21 protein-coding genes, 1 tRNA gene and 2 pseudogenes are annotated in these 22,377 nt (G+C 73.8%); 8 read left to right on the forward strand and 16 right to left on the reverse strand.

The genetic code is table 11. The features are described from left to right. Positions 1–203 precede the first annotated feature (203 nt). Positions 204–1,253, reverse strand: a complete 1,050-nt coding sequence (locus M3185_RS01240; protein ID WP_308222161.1) for an NAD(P)-dependent alcohol dehydrogenase — start codon at positions 1,251–1,253, stop codon at positions 204–206. Positions 1,254–1,312: 59 nt separating this feature from the next. After that, positions 1,313–2,401: an NADH:flavin oxidoreductase/NADH oxidase gene (locus M3185_RS01245; protein ID WP_251331866.1), complete on the reverse strand. Its 1,089-nt coding sequence runs from the start codon at positions 2,399–2,401 to the stop codon at positions 1,313–1,315. 138 nt (positions 2,402–2,539) lie between these two features. Here M3185_RS01245 and M3185_RS01250 point away from each other — a divergent pair, with 138 nt between their 5' ends. Then, positions 2,540–2,899, forward strand: a complete 360-nt coding sequence (locus M3185_RS01250; RefSeq protein WP_251331867.1) for an ArsR/SmtB family transcription factor — start codon at positions 2,540–2,542, stop codon at positions 2,897–2,899. Positions 2,900–3,079: 180 nt separating this feature from the next. On the opposite strand, the gene M3185_RS01255 is transcribed toward M3185_RS01250, so the two are convergent. From M3185_RS01255 to M3185_RS01270, 4 genes are all read right to left on the reverse strand, one after another. Beyond that, positions 3,080–3,152 (reverse strand) — tRNA-Val (locus tag M3185_RS01255). Between the two features lie 131 nt (positions 3,153–3,283). Further along, positions 3,284–4,186: an NAD-dependent protein deacetylase gene (locus M3185_RS01260; protein WP_251331868.1), complete on the reverse strand. Its 903-nt coding sequence runs from the start codon at positions 4,184–4,186 to the stop codon at positions 3,284–3,286. Positions 4,187–4,209: 23 nt separating this feature from the next. Then, the gene (locus tag M3185_RS01265; protein ID WP_251331869.1) at positions 4,210–4,668 is read right to left on the reverse strand and encodes a peroxiredoxin; all 459 of its coding nucleotides are present in this window, start codon (positions 4,666–4,668) and stop codon (positions 4,210–4,212) included. A gap of 82 nt (positions 4,669–4,750) precedes the next feature. Further along, positions 4,751–5,167 carry a DUF3052 domain-containing protein gene (locus M3185_RS01270; RefSeq protein ID WP_251331870.1) on the reverse strand — a complete coding sequence of 139 codons (417 nt, stop codon included), beginning with the start codon at positions 5,165–5,167 and terminating at the stop codon, positions 4,751–4,753. Positions 5,168–5,599: 432 nt separating this feature from the next. Here M3185_RS01270 and aceE point away from each other — a divergent pair, with 432 nt between their 5' ends. From aceE to M3185_RS01300, 6 genes are all read left to right on the forward strand, one after another. After that, entirely contained in the window at positions 5,600–8,338 is a 2,739-nt protein-coding gene (gene aceE, locus M3185_RS01275; protein ID WP_251331871.1) for a pyruvate dehydrogenase (acetyl-transferring), homodimeric type, read from the forward strand. A gap of 103 nt (positions 8,339–8,441) precedes the next feature. After that, on the forward strand, positions 8,442–9,731 hold the full coding sequence (locus M3185_RS01280; protein ID WP_251331872.1) for a PucR family transcriptional regulator: 1,290 nt from the start codon (positions 8,442–8,444) through the stop codon (positions 9,729–9,731). 78 nt (positions 9,732–9,809) lie between these two features. Then, positions 9,810–10,724 (forward strand): ACP S-malonyltransferase, encoded by a 915-nt coding sequence (locus tag M3185_RS01285; protein ID WP_251331873.1) that lies wholly within the window; start codon positions 9,810–9,812, stop codon positions 10,722–10,724. Between the two features lie 114 nt (positions 10,725–10,838). Beyond that, a complete protein-coding gene (locus M3185_RS01290; RefSeq protein ID WP_251331874.1) occupies positions 10,839–11,906 on the forward strand; it encodes a beta-ketoacyl-ACP synthase III in 1,068 nt (355 codons plus the stop codon). A 198-nt stretch (positions 11,907–12,104) separates the two neighbouring features. Then, on the forward strand, positions 12,105–12,350 hold the full coding sequence (locus M3185_RS01295; RefSeq protein WP_017833742.1) for an acyl carrier protein: 246 nt from the start codon (positions 12,105–12,107) through the stop codon (positions 12,348–12,350). Between the two features lie 82 nt (positions 12,351–12,432). After that, positions 12,433–13,692, forward strand: coding sequence for a beta-ketoacyl-[acyl-carrier-protein] synthase family protein (locus tag M3185_RS01300; protein ID WP_251331875.1), 1,260 nt, complete (start codon positions 12,433–12,435; stop codon positions 13,690–13,692). Between the two features lie 133 nt (positions 13,693–13,825). On the opposite strand, the gene M3185_RS01305 is transcribed toward M3185_RS01300, so the two are convergent. From M3185_RS01305 to M3185_RS01315, 3 genes and pseudogenes are all read right to left on the reverse strand, one after another. Next, positions 13,826–14,329: a DUF3145 domain-containing protein gene (locus M3185_RS01305; RefSeq protein ID WP_251331876.1), complete on the reverse strand. Its 504-nt coding sequence runs from the start codon at positions 14,327–14,329 to the stop codon at positions 13,826–13,828. Between the two features lie 340 nt (positions 14,330–14,669). After that, on the reverse strand, positions 14,670–15,488 hold the full coding sequence (locus tag M3185_RS01310; protein ID WP_251332070.1) for a DNA-processing protein DprA: 819 nt from the start codon (positions 15,486–15,488) through the stop codon (positions 14,670–14,672). 379 nt (positions 15,489–15,867) lie between these two features. Further along, positions 15,868–16,389: pseudogene (locus M3185_RS01315) on the reverse strand (ATP-binding protein); the annotation flags it as partial. Here M3185_RS01315 and M3185_RS01320 point away from each other — a divergent pair. Next, positions 16,361–16,765: pseudogene (locus M3185_RS01320) on the forward strand (transposase); the annotation flags it as partial. The pseudogenes M3185_RS01315 and M3185_RS01320 sit on opposite strands and share 29 nt — an antisense overlap. Positions 16,766–17,055: 290 nt before the next feature. Here M3185_RS01320 and M3185_RS01325 read toward each other — a convergent pair. The 7 genes from M3185_RS01325 to rplS form a co-directional block, all read right to left on the reverse strand. Then, entirely contained in the window at positions 17,056–18,300 is a 1,245-nt protein-coding gene (locus M3185_RS01325) for a hypothetical protein (RefSeq protein ID WP_251331877.1), read from the reverse strand. Between the two features lie 158 nt (positions 18,301–18,458). Then, a complete protein-coding gene (locus M3185_RS01330) occupies positions 18,459–18,842 on the reverse strand; it encodes a YraN family protein (RefSeq protein ID WP_251331878.1) in 384 nt (127 codons plus the stop codon). A 144-nt stretch (positions 18,843–18,986) separates the two neighbouring features. After that, complete coding sequence (locus M3185_RS01335) at positions 18,987–19,331, reverse strand: DUF2469 domain-containing protein (RefSeq protein ID WP_251331879.1); 345 nt, start codon at positions 19,329–19,331, stop codon at positions 18,987–18,989. Further along, complete coding sequence (locus M3185_RS01340) at positions 19,328–20,116, reverse strand: ribonuclease HII (protein WP_251331880.1); 789 nt, start codon at positions 20,114–20,116, stop codon at positions 19,328–19,330. Before M3185_RS01340 ends, M3185_RS01335 begins: the two co-directional genes overlap by 4 nt. Next, the gene (gene lepB, locus M3185_RS01345) at positions 20,106–21,059 is read right to left on the reverse strand and encodes a signal peptidase I (RefSeq protein WP_251331881.1); all 954 of its coding nucleotides are present in this window, start codon (positions 21,057–21,059) and stop codon (positions 20,106–20,108) included. The genes M3185_RS01340 and lepB (M3185_RS01345) overlap by 11 nt, the downstream gene beginning before the upstream one ends. Positions 21,060–21,121: 62 nt before the next feature. Further along, complete coding sequence (lepB, locus tag M3185_RS01350; protein WP_251331882.1) at positions 21,122–21,802, reverse strand: signal peptidase I; 681 nt, start codon at positions 21,800–21,802, stop codon at positions 21,122–21,124. Between the two features lie 16 nt (positions 21,803–21,818). Further along, the gene (gene rplS / locus M3185_RS01355) at positions 21,819–22,202 is read right to left on the reverse strand and encodes a 50S ribosomal protein L19 (protein ID WP_251331883.1); all 384 of its coding nucleotides are present in this window, start codon (positions 22,200–22,202) and stop codon (positions 21,819–21,821) included. Between the last annotated feature and the right edge of the window lie 175 nt (positions 22,203–22,377).

Genomic DNA, 22,377 nt, shown 5'->3' on the forward strand with positions numbered 1-22,377 from the left:
CCGGGCGAAGTTGCGGGCCAGGTTCGCCCCCATCACCGCAAGGCCGGTGACACCGATCTGAGCTTTCTGTTCAACAGGCATGCCCCCAGCCTATCGAGCCCCCCGGCGGGCAGGACCGAGCAGCGGGGCCCGTGGTGCCTTACCGGCGGGTGTGACGGCGACGGCGGGGCGGACCGGTGGTCCGCCCCGCCGTCGCCGCCGGATCAGGCCGGGATGGTCGCCGTGTCGATGACGAAGCGGTAGCGCACGTCGCTGCCGACGACGCGGTCGTAGGCGGCGGTGACGTCGTCCGCGCCGATGAGCTCGATCTCCGCCCCGATGCCGTGCTCGGCGCAGAAGTCGAGCATCTCCTGGGTCTCGCGGATGCCGCCGATGTTGGACCCGGCCAGGCTGCGGCGCCCGCCCACCAGGGAGAACACCCCGAAGGACTGCGCGTTCTCCGGCAGCCCGACGTAGACGAGCGCGCCGTTCACGCGCAGCAGTCCCAGGTAGGCGTCGACGTCGAGGTCCGCCGAGACGGTGTTGAGGACGAGGTCGAAGCTGCCGCGCAGCTCCTGGAAGGTCGCCTCGTCCTTCGTGGCGTAGTAGTGGTCGGCGCCGAAGCGCAGGCCGTCCTCCTGCTTGGACAGCGACTGGCTGAGCACCGTGACCTCCGCGCCCATGGCGTGGGCGATCTTCACGGCCAGGTGGCCCAGCCCGCCCATGCCCACCACGGCGACCTTCCGGCCCCGGCCGGCCCCCCAGTGCTTGAGCGGGGAGTACGTGGTGATGCCCGCGCACAGCAGGGGCGCGGCGACGTCGAGGTCGAGGCCCTCCGGGATGCGCAGCACGTAGTTCTCGTCGGCCACGATCCGGGTGCTGTAGCCGCCGTAGGTGGGCTCGCCGGAGTACTGGCGGCCGTTGTAGGTGGCCACCATGCCGCGCACGCAGAACTGCTCGTCGCCGGCGAGGCAGTTCTCGCACTCCCGGCACGAGTCCACGAAGCAGCCGATGCCGACCCGGTCGCCCACGGCGTGGGCGGTGACCTCCTCCCCCACGGCCGCGACCACGCCGGCGATCTCGTGGCCGGGGACCATCGGGAAGATCGCCCGCCCCCACTCCTGCCGGACCTGGTGGATGTCGGAGTGGCAGACGCCGGCGTAGGCGATGTCGATCAGCACGTCGTGCGGACCGAGGTCGCGGCGCTCGATGGTGCCGCGCTCGAAGGGAGCGCCGGCGGTGGGGGCGAGCAGGGCGGGAACGGACGTGGGCACAGGGTCCTCCTGAGGACGGGGTCGGGGTGGCGGGGCGGGTGGTGGAGTGCGGGGAGCGCTCAGAGGGCGTACTCGTACTGGACGGGCACGCGGGCCGGGGCGTCGAGGGCGGCGGCGGCACGGTGGGCCCAGTAGGGGTCGCGCAGCAGCTCCCGGCCCAGCAGCACGGCGTCGGCCCGGCCCCCGGAGACGACGGCCTCCGCCTGCGCCGGGTCGGTGATCAGCCCGACCGCACCCGTGGGCAGTCCGGTGGACGCGCGCACGGCCTCGGCGAAGGGCACCTGGTAGCCGGGCCCGACGGGGATCCGCACCCGCGGGGCCATGCCGCCGGTGGAGGTGTCGAGCAGGTCCACGCCGTGCTCCTGCAGGGCGGCGGCCAGGCGCACGGTGTCCTCGCCGGTCCAGGCCTCGGCCCCCCCGGCCTCCTGCACCCAGTCGGTGGCCGAGACCCGGAAGAACACCGGCAGCTCCTCCGGCCACACGGCGCGGACCGCGTCGACGATCTCCAGGGCGAAGCGGGCGCGGTGGTCGAACGGGCCGCCGTAGGCGTCGGTGCGCCGGTTCGCCACCGGGGAGAGGAACGAGTGGATCAGGTACCCGTGGGCGCCGTGGATCTCCACCACCCGGAACCCGGCCGCCAGGGCACGGCGGGCTGCGGCGGCGAAGTCCTGCACCAGGTCACGGATCTCCTCGACGCCGAGCTCCTGCGGGGCGGGCAGGTCGCCGAAGGCCTCCGCGCTGGGGGCCACGGCGGACCAGCCGCCCTCGGCCTCGGGCACCCCGCCGCCGCCGCGCCAGGGGCGGTCGGTGGAGGCCTTGCGCCCGGCGTGGCCGAGCTGGATCGCGGGCACCGCCCCGTGCTCGGCGATCGCGGCCGTGATCCGTGTGAACGCCTGCTGCTGCGCCTCGTTCCACAGCCCGAGGTCCCAGGGGGTGATCCGGCCGTCGGGGCGCACGGCGGTCGCCTCCACCATGACCAGCCCGACCCCGCCGGCCGCCCGGCTCGCCAGGTGCTGGAGGTGGAAGTCGGTGGGGACCCCGGCCCGGGGACCGGAGGCCTCGGCCGAGTACATGCACATCGGGGACATCCACACGCGGTTCGGCACGGTCAGCGACCGCAGGGTCATCGGCTCGAACAAAGCGCTCAAGGGCGCTCCTTCCGGAGGTCGGCGGGAGGGGGCGCACGGGCGCCACCGGTTCTAGTACGACAATCACCGTACTACGCCCGGCGAGCCCTGTGCAGACCCTCGTAGAATGGGGGCGCCACGACGACGAGAAGGATCCCGGTGCCCACGCCCACCACGCCGCCGCTCCCCCGGGCCATCGCCCACCCCGCCCGGGAGGAGATCACCCTGGAGTCCGTGCTGGCGGCCCTGGCGGACCCGGTGCGCCTGAGCATCGTGCGGGACCTCGCCGCCGGCCGCTCCGCGATGGCCTGCAGCGCCTTCCGCCTGCCGGTCACCAAGTCGACCGGCACCCACCACTTCCGCGTGCTGCGCGAAGCCGGGGTCATCCGCCAGTCCTACCGGGGCACCGCCCGCCTGAACGCCCTGCGCGAGGAGGACCTCGAGGTGCTGTTCCCGGGCCTGCTCGCCACCGTGCTCGCCGCGGCCGCACGCCGCGACGGGCGTCCACCCCGGGACTGAGCGCCACCGGGACCGAGTCACTCCGGGATCGAGGCGCCCCGGGATCGAGGCGCCCCGGGCCACGACGGGGTGGATCGAGGGGGACCGGCACGGGCGGGGCAACGCCGGCGTCGAGCACGCCGGGGCCCGGAGTCCGGGGCCGGAACGCCGCGCCCCTCGGGGCGGGCGTCGCACGAGGGGTGGGTCCTACCGGGATCGAACCGATGACATCCACGGTGTAAACGTGGCGCTCTACCAGCTGAGCTAAAGACCCTTGACAACCGGGTGGACGGTTTGCGCAACCGCCAGCACCCGGTTCCCGAACAGGCTACTAGCTGTTACCCACCAGTAACCCCACGGTCGGGGTGCCCTCCGAGTGACGTTCACCACACCCGGGCTCCCAGTCTACGGACTCCGCAACGCCTGTTCGAGCCGCGTCAGGAACTCCGTGGCCCGGGCGTCGATCTTCAGCCGGGCGGCGGCGTCCCCGCGGGTCCGGCCGTGGTTGACGATCACCACGGGCCGGTCCCCCCGCACGGCGTGGCGCACGAAGCGCCGGCCCGAGTTGACGGTCAGGGAGGACCCCACGACCAGCAGGGCGTCCGCGGCCTCGACCATGCGCAGGGACCGCAGCACCCGGTGCCGCGGGGCGTTCTCCCCGAAGAACACGACGTCGGGCTTGAGCACGCCGCCGCAGACGGGGCAGTCGGGGACCCGGAAGCCGGCGGTCCGCGGGATCACGGCGTCGGCGTCCGGGGCGAACTCGATGTCCTCCGGGGAGGAGAGGGAGTCGTAGAAGCCGGGATTGAGCTCGTCGAGCACGTCGGAGAGCACGGCCCGCGGGATCCGGGTCCCGCACTGCATGCACCGCACGAGCGAGTAGCGGCCGTGCAGGTCCACCACGTTGACGGACCCGGCGGCCTGGTGCAGCCGGTCGATGTTCTGGGTGACGACCCCCGTGACGGCCCGGGCCTCCTCGAGCCGGGCCAGCGCCTCGTGACCGGCGTTGGGGCGGGCCTCGGCGAGGTGTCGCCAGCCGTACTGGTTGCGCGCCCAGTAGTGGCTGCGCTTCGCGGCGCTGCCCATGAACTCCTGGAACGTCATGGGGGTGCGCGGGGCGGAGCCGGGGCCCCGGTAGTCCGGGATCCCGGAGTCGGTGCTGATGCCGGCGCCGGTGAGCACGGCGGTGCGGCGCCCGCGCAGCAGCTCGAGGGCGGCGGCGAGCCCGGTGGCAAGATCGGCGGCGTCGGGGTCGGGGAACTGGTCGGGGGTGCCGGGGGCGCCGTACCCGGCGCGGACGGTGGGCATCGGGGAACGGTGCGCGGCGGCGGTCAGCGGGGCAGCTTGGCCAGGGCCGCGCGGTACGTCTCCAGCTCCCGCGCGGTGCCGCGCTCGGCGCGGAAGGCGTCGACGACCACCCCGTCGGCGTCCAGCACGAACGTGGCGCGCTCGGCCATGCCCGAGACCGGGTCGAAGACGCCGTAGCGCTGGGCGACGGCTCCGTGGGGCCAGAAGTCGGCGAGCAGGTCGAAGTCGAAGGACTCCTCGCGGGCGAACGCGCGCAGGGCGTACTTCGAGTCCACGGACACCGCGAGCAGCTTCACGCGGGCGTCCTCGAACACGGAGAGGCTGTCCTGGAGCCGGCAGAGCTCACCGGTGCAGACCCCGGAGAAGGCGAACGGGAAGAACACCAGCGCCACGGGCCGGCCCCGCAGCCCGCTGAGGGCGACGGGCTCGCCGAACTGGTTCTCGAGCGTGAAGTCCGGGGCCGGGCGGCCGATCTCGGGCATGGTGGGTACTCCTGTGGTCCGGGAACGGCCCCGCCCGGGACCGGGCGCGGGAAGCCGTCGGGGCGGGGGCCGGGACGGCGGCTCAGATGTTGCGCTTGGGCATCAGGCGGGTGGCGGCCCAGTCGGCGCTCACGCGGGCCGTGGTGGTCACGTGCAGCCCGGCGGTGGGCGCGGCGTCCTGCACGTCCGAGGGCGGCACGTAGCCGTCGCGGCCGGCCTTCGGGGTGAGCAACCACACCACCCCGCCCTCGTCCAGGGTCGTCTGCACGTCCACCAGGGTGTCCACGAGGTCGCCGTCGCCCTCGCGGAACCACAGCAGCACGGCGTCCACGACCTCCTGGTCCTCCTCGTCCAGCAGGTCCGACCCGATCAGGTCCTCGATCCCGTCCCGCAGGTCGAAGTCGACGTCCTCGTCATATCCGAATTCCTGGATGTAGTCGCCATCCTTGAAACCGAGCTGGACTACCGCGTCACCCGCGGTGGTCTTGGCCTCGCTCACTTCTTGCTCCTTCTGGATCGGGCCGACCGTCGACGACCTCGCACTGCGTACCGGTGCGGGGTCCGCCCGCCCGAGGTGGACCGCGGGGCACGGTGGCGGGCCGGAAACCGGCTTCGAGGTCCAGACAACACCGGATCAGGGTTGCTTTCAAGCTCCGGCCCGTGGTTCGGCCCGCCGAATTGCCCGCCGGGGCGGCGTATGACGGGCCGTCCCGGGTGTGGAAACATGGTTCCGACAGACATCCCGTGCGCCGGACAGCCCGTCGGCGCGATCCGCTCGGCGCAGCGGGTGCCCGGGTGACCGCCCTCACCGGCGGTGCACCGGGTTCCCGGACCGGAGCACGGGTAGCTTGAGACCGTCGGTGGCCCGGCCGCGCCTGCGCGCGCGCACCCGCCCGGGACCATCGGACAGTCCCACGAAGAGAGGTAGATCGTGCCTTCATCCAGCAACCACCACATCCTCAGTGGCTTGACCAACAACCTGCAGGACTCCAACACCGAGGAGACCCAGGAGTGGCTCGAGTCGTTCGAGGACCTGATCGAGACGCAGGGCACGGCGCGGGCGCAGTACATCATGCGCGCCCTGCTGCAGCACGCGGGAGCGAAGAGCGTCGGCGTCCCGATGGTCACCACGACCGACTACATCAACACGATCCCCGTGGACCAGGAGCCCGACTTCCCCGGTGACGAGGAGATCGAGCGGCGCTACCGCGCGTTCCTGCGCTGGAACGCGGCCGTGATGGTCCACCGCGCGCAGCGTCCCGAGATCGGCGTGGGCGGGCACATCTCCTCCTACGCCGGCGTGGCCACCCTCTACGAGGTGGGCCTCAACCACTTCTTCCGCGGCCCGCAGCACCCCGGCGGCGGCGACCAGGTGTTCTGGCAGGGCCACTCGGCCCCCGGCAACTACGCCCGCGCGTACCTCGAGGGCCGCCTGACCGAGGAGCAGCTGGACGGGTTCCGGCAGGAGAAGACGAAGGCCCCGCACGGCCTGTCCTCCTACCCCCACCCGCGCTCCCTGCCCGACTTCTGGCAGTTCCCGACGGTGTCGATGGGCATCGGCCCGCTCAACGCCATCTACCAGGCCCAGTTCAACCGCTACCTGCACAACCGCGGGATCAAGGACACCTCCGACCAGCGCGTGTGGGCCTTCCTGGGCGACGGCGAGATGGACGAGGTGGAGAGCCGCGGCGCGCTGCAGCTGGCCGCCAACGACAACCTGGACAACCTCACCTTCGTGGTCAACTGCAACCTGCAGCGCCTCGACGGGCCGGTGCGCGGCAACGGCAAGATCATCCAGGAGCTCGAGGCGTTCTTCCGCGGCGCCGGCTGGAACGTCATCAAGGTCGTCTGGGGCCGCGAGTGGGACAAGCTGCTCGCCAAGGACCAGGACGGCGAGCTCGTGCGCATCATGAACGAGACCGTCGACGGCGACTACCAGACCTTCAAGGCGGAGTCCGGCGGGTTCGTGCGCGACCACTTCTTCGGGAAGTCCCCGAAGACCAAGGAGATGGTCGCGGACATGACGGACGACGAGATCTGGGAGCTCAAGCGCGGCGCCCACGACTACTACAAGGTCTACGCCGCCTACAAGGCCGCGACGGAGCACAAGGGCCAGCCGACCGTGATCCTGGCCCAGGGCATCAAGGGCTACGGCCTGGGCACCCACTTCGAGGCGCGCAACGCGACCCACCAGATGAAGAAGCTCACCCTGGAGGACCTCAAGACCTTCCGCGACCACCTGCGCATCCCGGTCTCGGACGAGCAGCTGGAGTCGGACCTCTACGGCGCCCCGTACTACCACCCCGGCAAGGACTCCCCGGAGATCAAGTACCTGCTGGAGCGGCGCCAGGAGCTCGGCGGGTTCGTGCCGGACCGGCCCCACGAGCAGAAGGCCATCACCCTGCCCACCGACGCCGCCTTCAAGTCGGCGAAGAAGGGCTCGGGCAAGCAGATGGCCGCCACCACGATGGCGTTCGTGCGGATCCTCAAGGACCTCATGCGGGAGAAGGACTTCGGCCACCGCATCGTGCCGATCATCCCGGACGAGGCGCGGACCTTCGGCATGGACTCGTTCTTCCCCACCGCGAAGATCTACAATCCCAAGGGGCAGAACTACCTGTCGGTGGACCGCGAGCTGATGCTGGCCTACAAGGAGTCCGAGCAGGGCGTCATCCTGCACCCGGGCATCAACGAGGCCGGCGCGAGCGCGGCGTTCACCGCCGCGGGCACGGCCTACGCCACGCACGGCGAGCCGATGATCCCCGTCTACATCTACTACTCGATGTTCGGCTTCCAGCGCACCGCCGACGAGTTCTGGGCGGCCGCGGACCAGCTGGCCCGCGGGTTCCTCATCGGTGCCACCGCGGGGCGGACCACGCTCACCGGCGAGGGCCTCCAGCACGCCGACGGGCACTCCCCCATCATCGCCTCGACCAACCCGGCCGTCGTGCACTACGATCCGGCGTTCGGCTACGAGATCGCCCACATCGTCCGGCGCGGCATCGAGCGGATGTACGGCAGCGGCGACGAGGACCACGACGTCATGTACTACCTCACGGTCTACAACGAGCCGTACCAGCAGCCCGCCGAGCCGGAGGACGTCGACGTCGAGGGCATCCTCAAGGGCATCTACCTGCTCCAGCCGGCCGAGAACGACGGGCCGCGCGCGCAGCTGCTCGCCTCCGGCGTGGCCGTGCCGTGGGCCCTCGAGGCGCAGCGGCTGCTCGCCGAGGACTGGGGCGTGTCCGCGGACGTGTGGTCGGTGACCTCCTGGGTGGAGCTGCGCCGCGACGGCCTGGCCGCGGAGGAGGAGTCGTTCCTGAACCCCGGCGACGGCATGCGGACCCCGTTCGTGGCCCAGCAGCTCGCGGGGGCCACCGGGCCGATCGTCGCGTCCTCGGACTTCAGCTCGGACCTGCCGGACATGATCCGCCAGTTCGTGCCCAACGACTTCGCGACCCTCGGCACCGACGGGTTCGGCTTCGCCGACACCCGCCAGGGCGCCCGCCGCTTCTTCCACGTGGACTCGCACTCCATGGTGGTGCGGGCCCTGGAGATGCTCGCCAAGCGCGGCGAGGTCGACTGGCGCGCGCCGGGGGAGGCGATCGAGAAGTACCGCCTGCACGACGTCAACGCCGGCACCACCGGCAACGCCGGGGGCGACGCCTGAGCCGGCCCCTCCGGTGCACCACGGCGCCCCGGTCACCCCGCGCGGGTGGCCGGGGCGCCGTCGCCGTCCGGGCCGGTGCGCCCGGTGCTCTAAGCTCGGGGGCATGGCCGGACAGGACGGGAATTCCACCACGCGCTGGTTGCGCGCCCCCCGCAAGCGCCCCGGGGGGACCGCGGAGAAGGTCCGCGCCCGCCCCGCCGCACCCCCGCACCCCCGGACCCTGGAGAACCTGAAGGCGAACCTGGGCACGATCTCGACGGTCGCGACCCGCCGCCTCGAGACGGACCTGCCGTGGTTCCAGCAGCTGCGCGCCGACGAGCGCTCCGAGCTCGGGCTGGTGGCGCAGCGGGGCATCTCCTCCTTCGTGCGCTGGTACGAGGACCCGGAGGAGCCCCTGTGGGTGCTCACCCAGGTCTTCCGCAACGCCCCCACCGAGCTCACCCGCTCCATCTCCCTGCAGCACGCCCTGCAGCTGCTGCGGATCGTCGTCGACGTCGTCGAGGAGATGGTCCCGGAGCTCGCGAAGCACCACGACGAGGCCGCCCTGCGGGAGGCCGTCCTGCGCTACTCCCGGGAGATCGCGTTCGCGGCCGCCGACGTCTACGCCCGCGCGGCCGAGAACCGGGGCTCGTGGGACGCGCGCCTGGAGTCGCTGGTCGTCGACGGGATCCTGCGCGGCGAGCACTCGGACTCCCTGCGCTCCCGGATCGCCGCGCTGGGGTGGGCCTCGACCGGACCCGTCACGGTGCTCACGGGGTCCGCGCCGGAGGCGACCGGCCCCTCCACGGTGGCCCGGCTGCGCCGGCTGGCCTGCCGCTACGCCCAGGACTCGCTGGTCTCCATCCAGGGCGACCGGCTCATCCTCGTCCTCGGCGGCGTGGCCGACCGCGACCTCGCCCTGGAGAAGCTCACCGCCGCCTTCGGCCCCGGCGCCGTGGTGCACGGGCCCGAGGCGCCCACGATCTTCGAGGCCGGACGCTCGGCCCGGCTCGCGCACGCCGCCCTGTCCGTGGCGCCGGCCTGGCCCGCCGCGCCCCGGCCGGTCCACTCCGAGGACCTGTGGCCCGAGCGGGCCATGGCCGGGGACGAGGCCGCGCGCACCGCGATGGTCGAGTCGATCTACCGTCCGCTGACGCGCTCGGCCACCGGGCTGGTGGAGACCCTGTCCACGTACGTGTCCGTGGGCCACTCCCTCGAGGCCACGGCCCGGGAGCTGTTCGTGCACGCCAACACCGTGCGCTACCGGCTGCGCCGGATCTGCGACCTCACCGGGTGGGACCCACTGGTCCCCCGCGACGCGTTCGTGCTGCACTGCGCCCTCGTGGCCGGCCGGCTGGCCGACTCCTGCCCGCCGATCGACACCTCAGCGCCCCCCGCCCCGCCCGTCTTGTAGCTTCCCTACAAACAGCGCCGTGCGGGTTGGTGGCCTCCGCGCCGCGTGTCCGGGACGGGTTCTTGCCAAGCTGGGACGGTGATTGCGATCCTCTGCCCCGGACAGGGCTCCCAGAAACCCGGCTTCCTCACCGAATGGCTCGCGCTCGACGGCGTGCGCGAGCACCTGGAGCAGCTGAGCGAGGCCGCCGGCCTGGACCTGGTCCACTACGGGACCGAGGCCGACGAGGAGACGATCAAGGACACCGCCGTCGCGCAGCCCCTGATCGTGGCCGCGGGTCTGGTGGCCGGGCGCCTGCTGGGCGACCGGCTGGGCCCCGGGCGCGACGACCTGGTCTTCGCCGGCCACTCCGTCGGCGAGATCACCGCCTCGGCCCTGGCCGGTGCGCTCACCGAGGCCGACGCCATGGCCTTCGTCCGCACCCGCGCCAACGCCATGGCCGCGGCCGCGGCGGCCGTCCCGACCGGGATGAGCGCGGTGCTCGGCGGCAAGGAGGACGAGGTCCTCGCCGCGATCGCCGCCGCGGGGCTCACCCCGGCCAACGCCAACGGCGGCGGGCAGACCGTGGCCGCCGGCACCCTCGAGCAGCTCGCGGCCCTCGCCGAGCACCCGCCCGCCCGCGCACGGGTGGTCCCCCTCAAGGTCGCCGGCGCCTTCCACACCGAGCACATGGCGCCCGCCCTGGAGCCCCTGCGCGCCCTGGTCCCGCAGCTCGCCCCGGCGGAGCCCGTGCACCCCCTGCTCTCCAACGCCGACGGCGCGCCCGTCGCCTCGGGCGCGGCGAACCTCGACGCACTGGTGGCCCAGGTCTGCCGGCCCGTGCGCTGGGACCTGTGCATGCAGACCCTGCTCGAGCGCGGCGTCGAGCAGCTGGTCGAGCTGCCCCCGGCCGGCACGCTCGTGGGCCTCGCCAAGCGCGGCATGAAGGGCGTCCCGGCCCTCGCCGTCAACTCCGCCGAGGAGCTGGCGCAGGCCAGGAGTATCCTTGACTGACGTCCACGCGCGCGTCTCCGCGCGCCCCGCCCCGGGACCGGACCAGCCGAACGCCGCCCGCCCCCCGTGGGGCCGCCCCGCCGCGCCCGGCCACACGAAGGAGCAACGACACCTGTGGTGACCCTGAAGCAGAACCAGCCCAACGCCCACTCCCGGATCCTCGGCCTCGGCGCCTACCGCCCGGACGTGGTCGTGACCAACGACGACGTCTGCCAGTGGATCGAGTCCTCCGACGAGTGGATCCAGCAGCGCACCGGGATCAGGACCCGCCACCGCGCTTCCGCGGACGTGGACGTGCTGGAGATGTCCGAGCACGCCGCCCGCGAGGCGCTGGCCGCGGCCGGCATCGAGGCGTCCCAGCTCGGCGCGGTGATCCTCTCCACGATCTCCTTCCCGTACCTGACCCCCTCCGCGGCGGCCGCGCTGGCCGACCGCCTGGGGGCCACCCCCGCCGCCGCCTACGACATCTCCGCGGCCTGCGCCGGCTACTGCTACGGCATCGCGCAGGCGGACGCCCTGGTGCGCTCCGGCGCGGCGGACTACGTGCTGGTCATCGGCGTGGAGAAGCTCTCCGACGTGATCGACAACAGCGAGCGCAGCATCTCGTTCCTGCTCGGCGACGGCGCCGGCGCGGCCGTGGTGGGCCCCTCGGAGACCCCCGGCATCGGCCCCTCCGTCTGGGGCTCCGACGGGTCCAAGTGGGACGCGATCCGCATGACCCACCCGCTCACCGACGTCCGGGCCGTGGACGAGGGCCGGTCCCGCACCGACGCCCCTGACCTCCACGACAAGGAGACCGGCGAGATGCGCGAGGACGCCCCGCTGTGGCCGACGCTGCGCCAGGACGGCCAGACGGTGTTCCGGTGGGCGTCGTGGGAGGTCGCCAAGCGGGCGCAGGAGGCCATGGACGTGGCCGGCGTCGCCCCGGAGGACATCGCCGCGTTCATCCCCCACCAGGCGAACATGCGCATCATCGACCAGATGGCCAAGACCCTCAAGCTCCCGGAGTCGGTGGTGATCGCCCGCGACATCGCCGACGCCGGCAACACCTCCGCCGCGTCCGTGCCGCTGGCGACCCACCGGCTGCTGGCCGAGCACCCGGAGCTCTCCGGCCGGCTCGCCCTGCAGATCGGCTTCGGCGCCGGGCTCGTCTACGGCGCGCAGGTCGTCGTCCTGCCCTGACCCCGTCGCGGGCTCCGGCCCGCCCCTGCGCGTCCGTCCCGTGATCGAGGGCCCCGGACTCGTCGTAGGGTTGAACCGCACACCCCGTTGTCCCCCCGGTCCGGCCCTCCGCCTGGCCGGGACCGATGCACCCCGGCACCGCCCGGGGGCGCCCGTCACCACCGGCTGCTCCGGCAGCCGCAGAGAAAGGAAGCCACCATGGCGAGCAAAGAGGAAATCCTGACCGGCCTGGCCGAGATCGTCAACGAGGAGACCGGGCTCGAGACCGAGGCCGTCCAGCTGGACAAGTCCTTCACCGAGGACCTCGACATCGACTCGATCTCGATGATGACGATCGTCGTCAACGCCGAGGAGAAGTTCGACGTGACCATCCCCGACGAGGAGGTCAAGAACCTCAAGACCGTCGAGGACGCCGTCAACTTCATCGACAACGCCCAGGCCTGAGCCGGCCGGTCGCCGCGCCCCGCCGACCGCAGCAGGGCGGGTCGCCCGCCGCATCATCCCCAGGACACGAGGAAGTGCAGTTATGTCCCGCAAAGTAGTCGTCACCGGACTCGGTGCCACCACGCCCATCGGCGGCACCGTCCCCGAGCTGTGGCGCAACGCCACCACGGGCGTCTCCGGTGTCCGAGCCATCGAGCACGACTGGGTCGAGACCTACGATCTGCCGGTGCGGATCGCCGCCCCGGTCTCGACCCCCGCGAGCGAGGTCCTCACCCGCGTCGAGGCCAAGCGCCTGGACCCGTCCGGGCAGCTGTCCGTCATCGCCGCCCGCGAGGCCTGGGCGGACGCGGGCTTCTCCGCCGCCAACGCCGACGACGCCGCGGAGGTCGACCCCGACCGGTTCGCGGTCGCCTTCGGCACGGGCATCGGCGGGATCTGGACCCTGCTCGACGCCTACGACACGCTCCGCGAGAAGGGCGCGCGCCGCGTCATGCCGCTCACGGTGCCCATGCTCATGCCCAACGGCAACGCCGCGGCCGTCGGCATGGACCTCCGGGCCCGCGCCGCGTCCATCACCCCTGTCTCGGCGTGCGCGTCCGGGACCGAGGCCTTCTACCAGGGCATGCACCTGATCCGCTCGGGCAAGGCCGACATCGTGGTGGTCGGCGGCGCCGAGTCCACCATCCACCCTGTCACCATCGCGGCGTTCGCGTCGATGCAGGCGCTGTCCAAGCGCAACGACGAGCCCGAGCGCGCCTCCCGGCCCTACGACACGGCCCGCGACGGCTTCGTCATGGGCGAGGGCGCCGGGGCCGTGGTGCTGGAGGCGGAGGAGTTCGCCCGGGCCCGCGGGGCGCGCGTCTACGCGGAGCTCGCCGGGGCCGGCCTGACTTCCGACGCGTTCCACATCACCGCGCCCGACGAGCAGGGCCGCGGCGCCGCCCGCGCCCTGCAGGAGGCGATGGACCTCGGGGACTTCGCCCCCTCGGACGTCAGGCACGTCAACGCCCACGCGACGTCGACCCCCAAGGGCGACGCCCCGGAGGCCGGTGCGCTGCGCCGGGCGTTCGGTTCCGCCGTGGACGACATGTGCGTGTCCGCGACGAAGTCCATGACCGGCCACGTCCTGGGCGGGTCCGGCGCCGTGGAGGCCGTGCTCACGGTGCTCGCCGTCCACCACCGGCTCGCCCCGTGCACGATCAACCTCGAGAACCAGGACCCGGAGATCGACCTCGACGTCGTCACCGACGCCCGGGAGCTGCCCTCGGGCGACTTCGTGGCGGTGTCCAACTCGTTCGGCTTCGGCGGGCACAACGCCGTCGCCGCGTTCCGCACCGTGTGAGCCGGACGGACCCGGCGCCCGCGGCGCCGGCCGACCGACTCGGCACCGGCGAGAGGGCCGCCCCGCAGCGGGGGGGCGGCCCTCTCGCCGTGGGGAGCCCGCGCCCCCGGAGGCGGGACGGGGCTCCGGCGGGTCAGCTCACACGGTGCAGCCAGCGCACCGGCGCGCCCTCGGCGGCGTGCCGGAAGGGCTCGAGCTCCTCGTCCCAGGCCTCGCCGAGCGCCACGGAGAGCTCGTTGATGACGAGCAGCGGGTTACCCGCGGCGGACTCGTAGGCGAAGCGGATGCGGTCCTCGGAGATCATGATGTTGCCGGCCGCGTCGGTCGTGGCGTGGAAGATGCCGAGGTCGGGGGTGAAGGACCAGCGGGCGCCGTCGTGGCCGCGGGAGGGGTTCTCGGTCACCTCGAAGCGGATCCGGCCCATCGTGCGCAGCGCGGACGCGAGCAGGGCGCCGGTGCCGGCGGGGCCCGACCACTCCAGCTCCGCCCGGACGGAACCGGGCTCGGCGTTCTGCGGGGTCCACTCGAGCTCCGTGCGCTGGCGCGCCACGGACTCCAGGGCCCACTGGATGTGCGGGCACAGGGCTCGCGGCGCGGAGTGCACGTAGAGCACTCCGCGCGTGCTGGGTGAAGACATGACCTGCTCCTCCGTCGTGTAGGTACGTCTTCCCCAACGCCCTGCCCGGAGGCGGTCCACCCGCCGGGCCGCGGCCGCTCGGCCGCCGCCCGTGATGCAGTTGTGCCGGGCGCCCGCCGCGCCGCGGGGATTCGAGGCCCGCGCGGCGCCCGGTCGCTCCGGGCGGCGCACCCCGCGTCCGGTGCGGGCGGCGGGGGTCCTGCCGCGACCGGAACACTGAGTGCAGTCCGCAACTCATTCTTCTGCAAGCTTCCGGCGGGCGTCAACCCGTTCCGCCACCGGTCCGCACCGTGACGGGCGGGGCAGGGCGCGCGGGGACGCCGGGCGCCGGGCAGCGGGATCAGCGGCGCCGCCAGCCCTCCCCCGTGCCGTCGGCCAGCCCGCGCTCCTGGAGGCGGAGCAGCCCGCCGAGCACCTCCCGCGGGGACAGCCCCGCGGTCCGGGCGAGGCGGTTCGGACCGCTGCGCACCGTCAGCGGCAGGGCGTCGAGCAGCCGCCGGTCGGGCGCCGAGAGCCCGTCGACGGCGGCGGCGGGGGCGGTGCGCTCCGGCGCCGGGGCGGCAACGAGGGGCTGGACGAGCTCGAGCACCTGGTCGACGTCGGTGACCAGCACGGCGGTGCCCTCCCGGACCAGCCGGTGGCAGCCGGCCGACGTGCCCGTGTGGACGCTGCCCGGCACGGCGCCCACGGGACGGCTGAGGCCGTCCGCGTGGTGGGCGGTGTTCCGGGCCCCCGACCGCCACCGGGCCTCCACGACGACGGTGCTGGCCGCGAGGGCCGCGATGATCCGGTTGCGCTGCAGGAACCGGTACCGGCTCGGCGTGCCGCCGGGGGCGACCTCCGACAGCAGCAGTCCTGCCGCCTCGATGCGGGCAAGCAGCGCGTCGTTGCCGCGCGGGTGGAAGCGGTCGATCCCGCCGGCCATGACGGAGACCATGGGCGGGGCGGCGGCGTGCGCGGCGTGGTCGATGCCGTGGGCGCCGCCGGAGACGACCGTCCAGCCCCGTGCGGCGAGCCCTCCGGCGAGGTCCATGGCGACCTGGCTCCCGTACGCGGAGCAGTCGCGGGAGCCCACCACGGCGACGGAGCGCGAGACGGGGAACGGCAGCCCCCGGCGGTGCCCGCGGCCCCACAGGCCGACGGGCGCGGCGAGGCCCAGGCCGTCGAGGGCCGGCGGCCAGTCGGGCTCCTCCGGAACGGCGAACCAGCCCCCGCACGCGGCCGCCGCCTCGAGGTCGCGGACGGGGTCGAGGAGCCCCGCACGAACGCCGCGTGCTCCACGGGCCCGAGCACGGCCAGCAGCAGCATCGCGACCGGGTTGGTCGGCTCCACGAGGCGGGACAGCCCCGCCCGGGCAAGACGCACCCGGTGCGGGTCGGCGGGGGCGGCGGGAGCGGTCGGTGCGGGGTCCACGGGCGGTCCTCCTGGACGGGTCGGGCGGATGACGTGCGGAGCGGGCTCAGGGGGGGCACGAGCGAGCGGAACCACAGGGCGGCGCCCACGTCCTCCGTGCTCGGTGCGCAGCGCCCGTCGAGATCGGCGAGGGTCCAGGCGACCCGCAGCACCCGCTGGTGGCCGAGGGCGGTGAGCGTGCCCCGGTCCATGGTCCGCTCCAGCAGGGCCGTCACGGACCGGGGCGGGCGCAGGGCGCCGTGCAGCAGCCGTCCGCCGAGCTCGGCGTTGGTGCGCACGCCCACCGGGCCGAGCCGCTCGGCCTGGGCCGTCCGCGCCCGGGCAACCCGGCGGGCGACGTCCGCGGTCGAATCCCCTGTCCGGCCCCGGCGGCGAGCTCGCCGTAGGAGACGGGGGCACGGCGAGCTGCAGACCACCCGGTCCAGCAACGGGCCGCTGAGCTTGCCGAAGTACGACCGGCGCTCCCGCGGGGTGCAGGTGCACTCGGCCCCGCGCCCGCTCCCCCGCCCGCACGGGCAGGGATTGGCGGCGAGCACGAGCTGGAAGCGTGCCGGGCAGGTGGCCGAGGCGAGGGAGCGGTCGATCGTCACCGCGCCGCACTCGAGCGGCTGGCGGAGGGCCGAGCTGGGCTTCGGCTCCGGAATCACCTGCTGGCGCCGGCTACGGGCCTGGCAAGAGGCTGGCGTGTGGGAAAAGCTACACCACGCCGTGCTCGAGAAGCTCGGGCAGGATGGGGCGCTCGACTGCTCCCGGGCCTGCCTGGACTCGGTGAGCGTGCGGGCCAAAGGGTGGGTGAGCTGACCGGGCCCAACCCCACCGACCGCGGCAAGGCCGGCACCAAGCACCACTTGCTGGTTACGGCCGACGGGTTGCCGTTGGCGGTTGCGGTGACCGGGGCCAACCGGCACGACTCCATGCTGGTGGAGCCGATCCTGGACGGATTGGTCCCGGTCAGTACACCTAGGGCCGGGACTCCCGAGACGCCGGCCGGTCAAGTTGCACGCGGACAAGGCCTACGACAACAGCGGGGTCGGGCAGGCCGACGGTCGAAAACGCCGCCAGGGCCTGGCCGATGTCGGCCTCGACCTCGACCATCGACCCGTCGAGCCCCACGAGGGTCACCGCCCACGTGCGGGCGAACCCGTTCATGGGGCGGCCGCCCGGGCGACAGCAGGGTGGTCACCCACCCGGGCGGGGAGGACGGGAACGGGGGCGCAGTGGCGCCGGTGCATGGGAACCTCCCGTTCCCATGCTCCGCGGCCGTCCCGGGGAACGGGACGGTCCGGAGCGCGTCTGTGGAGAACTCCCCCGGTTCAGGCCTCGTCGCGCAGGACGGGGAGCGAGGCCGCCGGGGAGGAGGAGGTGGCCGGGGAGGAGGAGGTGGCCGGGGAGGGTGAGGTCGTCGGTGCCGCCTCAGGATCAGTCGCCTCAGGACCGGTGGTGCTCCCGGCGCTCGCGGTGGGGGTCGGCGCGCCGGCCACCGGCGCCGGCGGCCACGGCCGGCGCGTGGCCGCCGCGGTGGGCGAGACCGTGGGCGCAACCGGGATCGTCGCCGCCGCCGTGGGCGTGCCTGTGGGCGTGGGCGCAGGCGTGGGGTTGCCGGCCGTCCCGACCGGGCCGGGCACGGTCGGTGACGGGGTCGGCTGGACCGGGGGCGTCGTCGGGGCCGGCTCGACCGGCAGCGGAGGTGCGGTGGTCGGCTCCGCCGTGGGCGGCTCGAGCGGTTTGGCGGGCGGCGGCGCGGGCTTCGCGGGCGGTGGCGCGGGCGGCAGGGTCGGCACGGGCTCCACCGGCTTCGGGGCCGGCTCGGGCTTCACGGGCGCCGGGGCGGGGGCGGGCTCCGCCGGCGCCGGGGCCGGCTCCGCCGGCGCGGGGACGGGAGCGGGCTCCGCCGGTTCCGGAGCCTCCTGGGTGGGCTGCTCCTCCCGGTACTGGAGCTCCTCGGGGCCGTGCCCGACGGGCGCCGGACCGAGCGCCCGCTCGTGCAGGTAGGGCGTGAGCTCGACGTCGTCGAAGGTCTGCGGCAGGTGGTCGAACTCGCCGATCATCAGCTCCCGGCCCGTGCCGCCTGCCGGCACGACGCCGGTGTACCGGTCGATGAGCTCGTGTGTACGGGCGTCGAGCGCGGCGCCCTCCTGCAGGTTCGGGGACGATCCGTCGGCGCGCCAGTATCCGCCGAGGGCGGAGCGGTTGGGGTCCCACTCCCCCAGGACCTCGGCGGCGGTCTCGAACGGGAAGAGCCCGCCCTCGTGGCTGATCACCTTCAGATCCTTGATCTCGACGGGCCGGGTGCCCTTGGAGTTGTCGATGTGCACCTGGACGTAGGTGACGGGCTCGACCCGGAGGTCGCGCCGGAGGCGTTCGACGTGCTTGTCGGGCGCGGGCGCGGTGGGCAGGTCGAAGGTGATGACGGCGCCGTCCTCGGTCTGGAGGGCGTAGGCGCCCTGGCTCAGGCCGGTCGGTGCCGGGGTGACCGTGCCCGGTTGCGCGACCGCCTCGGTCTCGGGCCGGTTCAGCAGGCCGCACCCCGTGGCGGCGAGGGCCACGACCCCGGACACGCCGGCGATCAGGGCTGCGGTGAGCGCCGGCGCACGGCGTGATGCCGCGATCGGTCCGCATGCCGCCAAGGCGCACCTCCGTCGTTTCCCCGGTCGTCGACGGTTCCACAGTGGCACGTCCTACGGGGCATGTCACGCCGCCACTCGAGGGGCGCGTCTCAATGAATCCGGGTCAGCACCTCGATGCAGGGCGGCGTCCCGGGCAGGGCCGTCACGGCCACGGCGTCGACCCTGATCAGACGGGGGTCGCGGTCGTGCAGACGGGCCCACGCGACCGCCAGGCGGTGCAGGCGCACCGCCTTGGGCGGCGTAATGGACTCGAACGGATGGCCGTAACGAAAGCTCGAACGGGTCTTCACCTCCACCACGACCAGCCACCCGTCGTGCTCGGCGACGAGGTCGGCCTCACCCCGGACACCGTCCCGGACGGGGTCCGCACGCCAGTTGCGCGCCAGGATCCGGTAGTCCCGCTGCGCCAGGTGCTCGGCGGCGAGCTCCTCACCGTGCCGTCCCAGCGCCCCGGCCGCGCTTGCACGACCCACGCGGCACCTCCCTGGTCGGCCGGCGGCACGGGGCTTTCCGGTGCCGGGCCCGTCGTGCCGCACCCCCGCGGCGGGTCGCTGCGCCGCCGCCCGCCTGTGCAGTGCCGGTGTCCCCGGAGCGGGTCCGGGATCGGCGCGGCCCGCTCAGGAGCCGGCCGGCCCTCCGGCCGCGGGTCCTGCCGCTCCCGGCACGCTGAAGGGGTCGGCGTGGGCGAGCTCCTCCACGTTGACGTCCTTGAAGCTCATGACGTGGACGTGCTTGACGAAGCGGGCGGAGCGGTAGACGTCCCACACCCACGCGTCCTTGAGCTCCACGTCGAAGTACAGCCCGTTGCTGGTCTCCACCGGCTCGATCTTCACGGAGTTGGCCAGGTAGAACCGGCGGTCGGTCTCGACGACGTACTGGAACAGCCCGGCGACGTCCCGGTACTCGCGGTAGAGCTGCAGCTCCAGGTCCGTTTCGAAGTTCTCGAGTTCTTCGGCGCTCATGTCGTCTCGTCTCTGCTCGTGCTCTGTGGGGTCGTGCCCGGAGCGGTCGGGACCGGTGGCCGGGTCAGCCGCCAGCTCAGCCGGTGGTGCGGCGTGGGTCCCCGCTCCTCGAGGGCCCGGCGGTGCCCCCCGGCACCGTAGCCTTTGTTGCTGTCCCAACCGTACTGCGGCCACTCCCCGGAGAGCTCCTCCATGATCCGGTCCCGCTCGACCTTGGCGAGCACGCTGGCCGCCGCCACGCTCGCGCACGTGAGGTCCGCCTTGATCCGGGTGACGACCTTTCCCGACCAGCCGGCGGGGGCGCCGGGCGGGCCGGCCGGCGCGACGGAGTCGAACAGGGAGGCGGCCGGCTCCGAGAGCCAGTCGTGCCTGCCGTCGAGGAGCACCACGTCTGGTGCGGGCGCGCCCCCGCCGGCGGCGGCCGTGAGGGCCCGGCGCCCGGCCAGGCGCAGGGCCCCGGTCAGCCCCAGCGCGTCGATCTCCCCGGGAGAGGCGTGGCCCACGCCACCGGCGGCGCACCAGCGGAGCACGCGCGGGACGAGGGCCGCGCGCTGGGCCGGGTTCAGCAGCTTGCTGTCGCGCAGCCCCGGCAGGCCGCGCTCCGTGCCAGGGTGCAGCACGACGACGCCGACCGTGACCGGGCCGGCGAGGGCGCCGCGGCCGACCTCGTCCATGCCGCCGACGTGCCGGGCACCGGCCTCCTCGAGGGACCGTTCCACGGCCAGCCCGGGGGCCGCGCCGCGGACGGTCGCGGCGCGCCGGGCCGGGCGGGGATCAGGAGCCACCGGTGGAGGGGTCGGGGACGGTCCCGAAGACGTCGCCGGGGTTCTGCAGCCACTCGAACCGGTTGAGCGGCCAGGCGATGACGAAGGCGGTGCCCACGACGTCGTCGTGGCTGATGAACGCGCTGTCCTCCGACGGCTCCTGGAGGTGGACGCGGGAGTCGGCGGACGCGTTGCGGTGGTCGCCCAGCACGAAGTAGTGGTCCTCGGGCACGACGACGTCGAAGGGGATCTCAGACGGCTCCGCCCCCGCGTAGAGGTAGGCGTCGCGCTCCTCGAGGGCCTGACCGTTGACCGTGACCCGGCCGGAGCCGTCGCAGCACACGACGTGGTCGCCGCCCACCCCGACCACGCGCTTGATGAGGTGCTGGTCGGTGCGGTCGGGCAGCACGCCCACGAACGCCAGGGCGTCGTAGACGGCGTCGGAGGGCCCGGCGCCGTCGTCCGGCTGCTCGGGGAGCCAGCCCTTGGCGTCCTCGAAGACGACGATGTCGCCCCGCTCCAGGGGGCCGAGCGTCGGCTCGACGACGTTGACGAAGATCCGGTCGTTGAGCTGCAGGGTGTTCTCCATGGACCCGGACGGGATGTAGAAGCCGCGCACGAGCAGGCTCTTGACGACGAAGGCGATGAGCACGGCCCACAGCAGGACCAGGAGGATCTCCCGGGCCGAGCCCCAGAACGTGTCCGGGCGCTGCTTGCGGGCCCGGCCGTTGCGCCGGCGGGCGCGCCGCGTGGCCGGCTCCGCGCCGGGTGAGGCGCCGGGCCCGTCGTGCGCCCTGCTGCCGGTGGCGGCATCGGCCGTGCCGGTGGCGGCGCCGGTCGTGCCGGGGGCCGCGGCGCCGTCGGCGGGGGCGTCGGACAGCGGTGCGGGAGGGATGCCGCGCCCGGCGGGGCCGCTGTCCTCGTGCGGTGCGCCGTCGCCGGCGGGGAACGTCCTGTCGGCCACTGCTCTCGTCCTTCCTGGGCGGGCGCCTGTGCGCGTCCGGGTCCGGATCCCTCGGGATCGCGTCACAGCTGTCCGGCCCGGTCGAGGGGCCACAGGACAGCAACGGGTACTCCGATGACCTTATCCGCTCGGACCAGTCCGCCGCCGGGCGCGCCGAGAAGACTGCGCGAGTCGACCGACACGGACCGGTGGTCCCCCATCAGCCAGAGCCGGCCCTCGGGCACCACGGCGGTGAACTCCACGGTGCTCGGCCGGTCGTCGGGGTGGATGTAGGCCTCGGTAGTCTCCTGGCCGTTGACCAGCAGCTTCCCCGAGGGCCCGCAGCACTGGACCGTGTCCCCGGGCACGCCGATCACCCGCTTGAGGTAGACGGTGTCGGAGCCGGCGAGGCCGCTCCACCGGCCCAGGGCCTGCAGGACCTGCACGGGCCACGGGTCGTCGCTGCGCAGCGGGGCGAAGCTGCCCCGGCCGTCGAAGACCACCAGGTCGCCGCGCCGGGGCTCGCTCTCGTCGAGGAGCTTGCCGACGAGCACCCGGTCCCCCGGTTCCACGGTCGGCTGCATGGAGTCCGAGCCGATCCAGTACACGTCCACGAGGAACGCGCGCAGCAGCCCGGTGAGGACCACGGCGATCAGCAGGGCGAGGACGACGGAACGCCAGCCCCGGGTGCGGGACTGGCGTTCTCGCCGTACGGCGTGGGACCCGGTGGTGTGCGGGTCCCGCGCCCGGATCTCGGTGGGCACCGAAGCGCGGGCCGTCCTACTTGCCGGACTTGGCCGACTTGCCCGCGGCAACGGTGTTGTCCCGCTTCTCGCGGATGCGGGCGGCCTTGCCGTGGCGGTCGCGCATGTAGTAGAGCTTCGCGCGGCGGACGTCACCGCGGGTGACCACCTCGATCTTGTCGATGACCGGGGAGTGCACCGGGAAGGTGCGCTCCACGCCGACGCCGAAGGAGACCTTGCGGACGGTGAACGTCTCGTGGACGCCCGCGCCCTGGCGGCCCAGGACGAAGCCCTTGAAGACCTGCACGCGGGAGCGGTTGCCCTCGACGATGTTGACGTGGACGTTGAGGGTGTCGCCCGGGCGGAAGTCGGGGACGTCGTCGCGCAGGGACTTGGCGTCGAGCTGGTCGAGGATGTTCATGGTGTTCCTCCTGGTGAACGCCGCAGGCCGCTCACGTGGATCGGCGCGGACCCGTGGTGCGCACCGGGTGGTCCCCGGAGCGGGTGCGGAGTCCGCAAGACGTGGTGTCCGGGGCCCCCGGCGGGGCTCCCGGGCGTCGGCTGTTGGTCGCTCATCCCCCTGCGGCGGGGGCGTG

The organism is Kocuria rosea (assembly GCF_023715525.1).
Classification (GTDB): Bacteria; Actinomycetota; Actinomycetes; order Actinomycetales; family Micrococcaceae; genus Kocuria; species Kocuria rosea_A.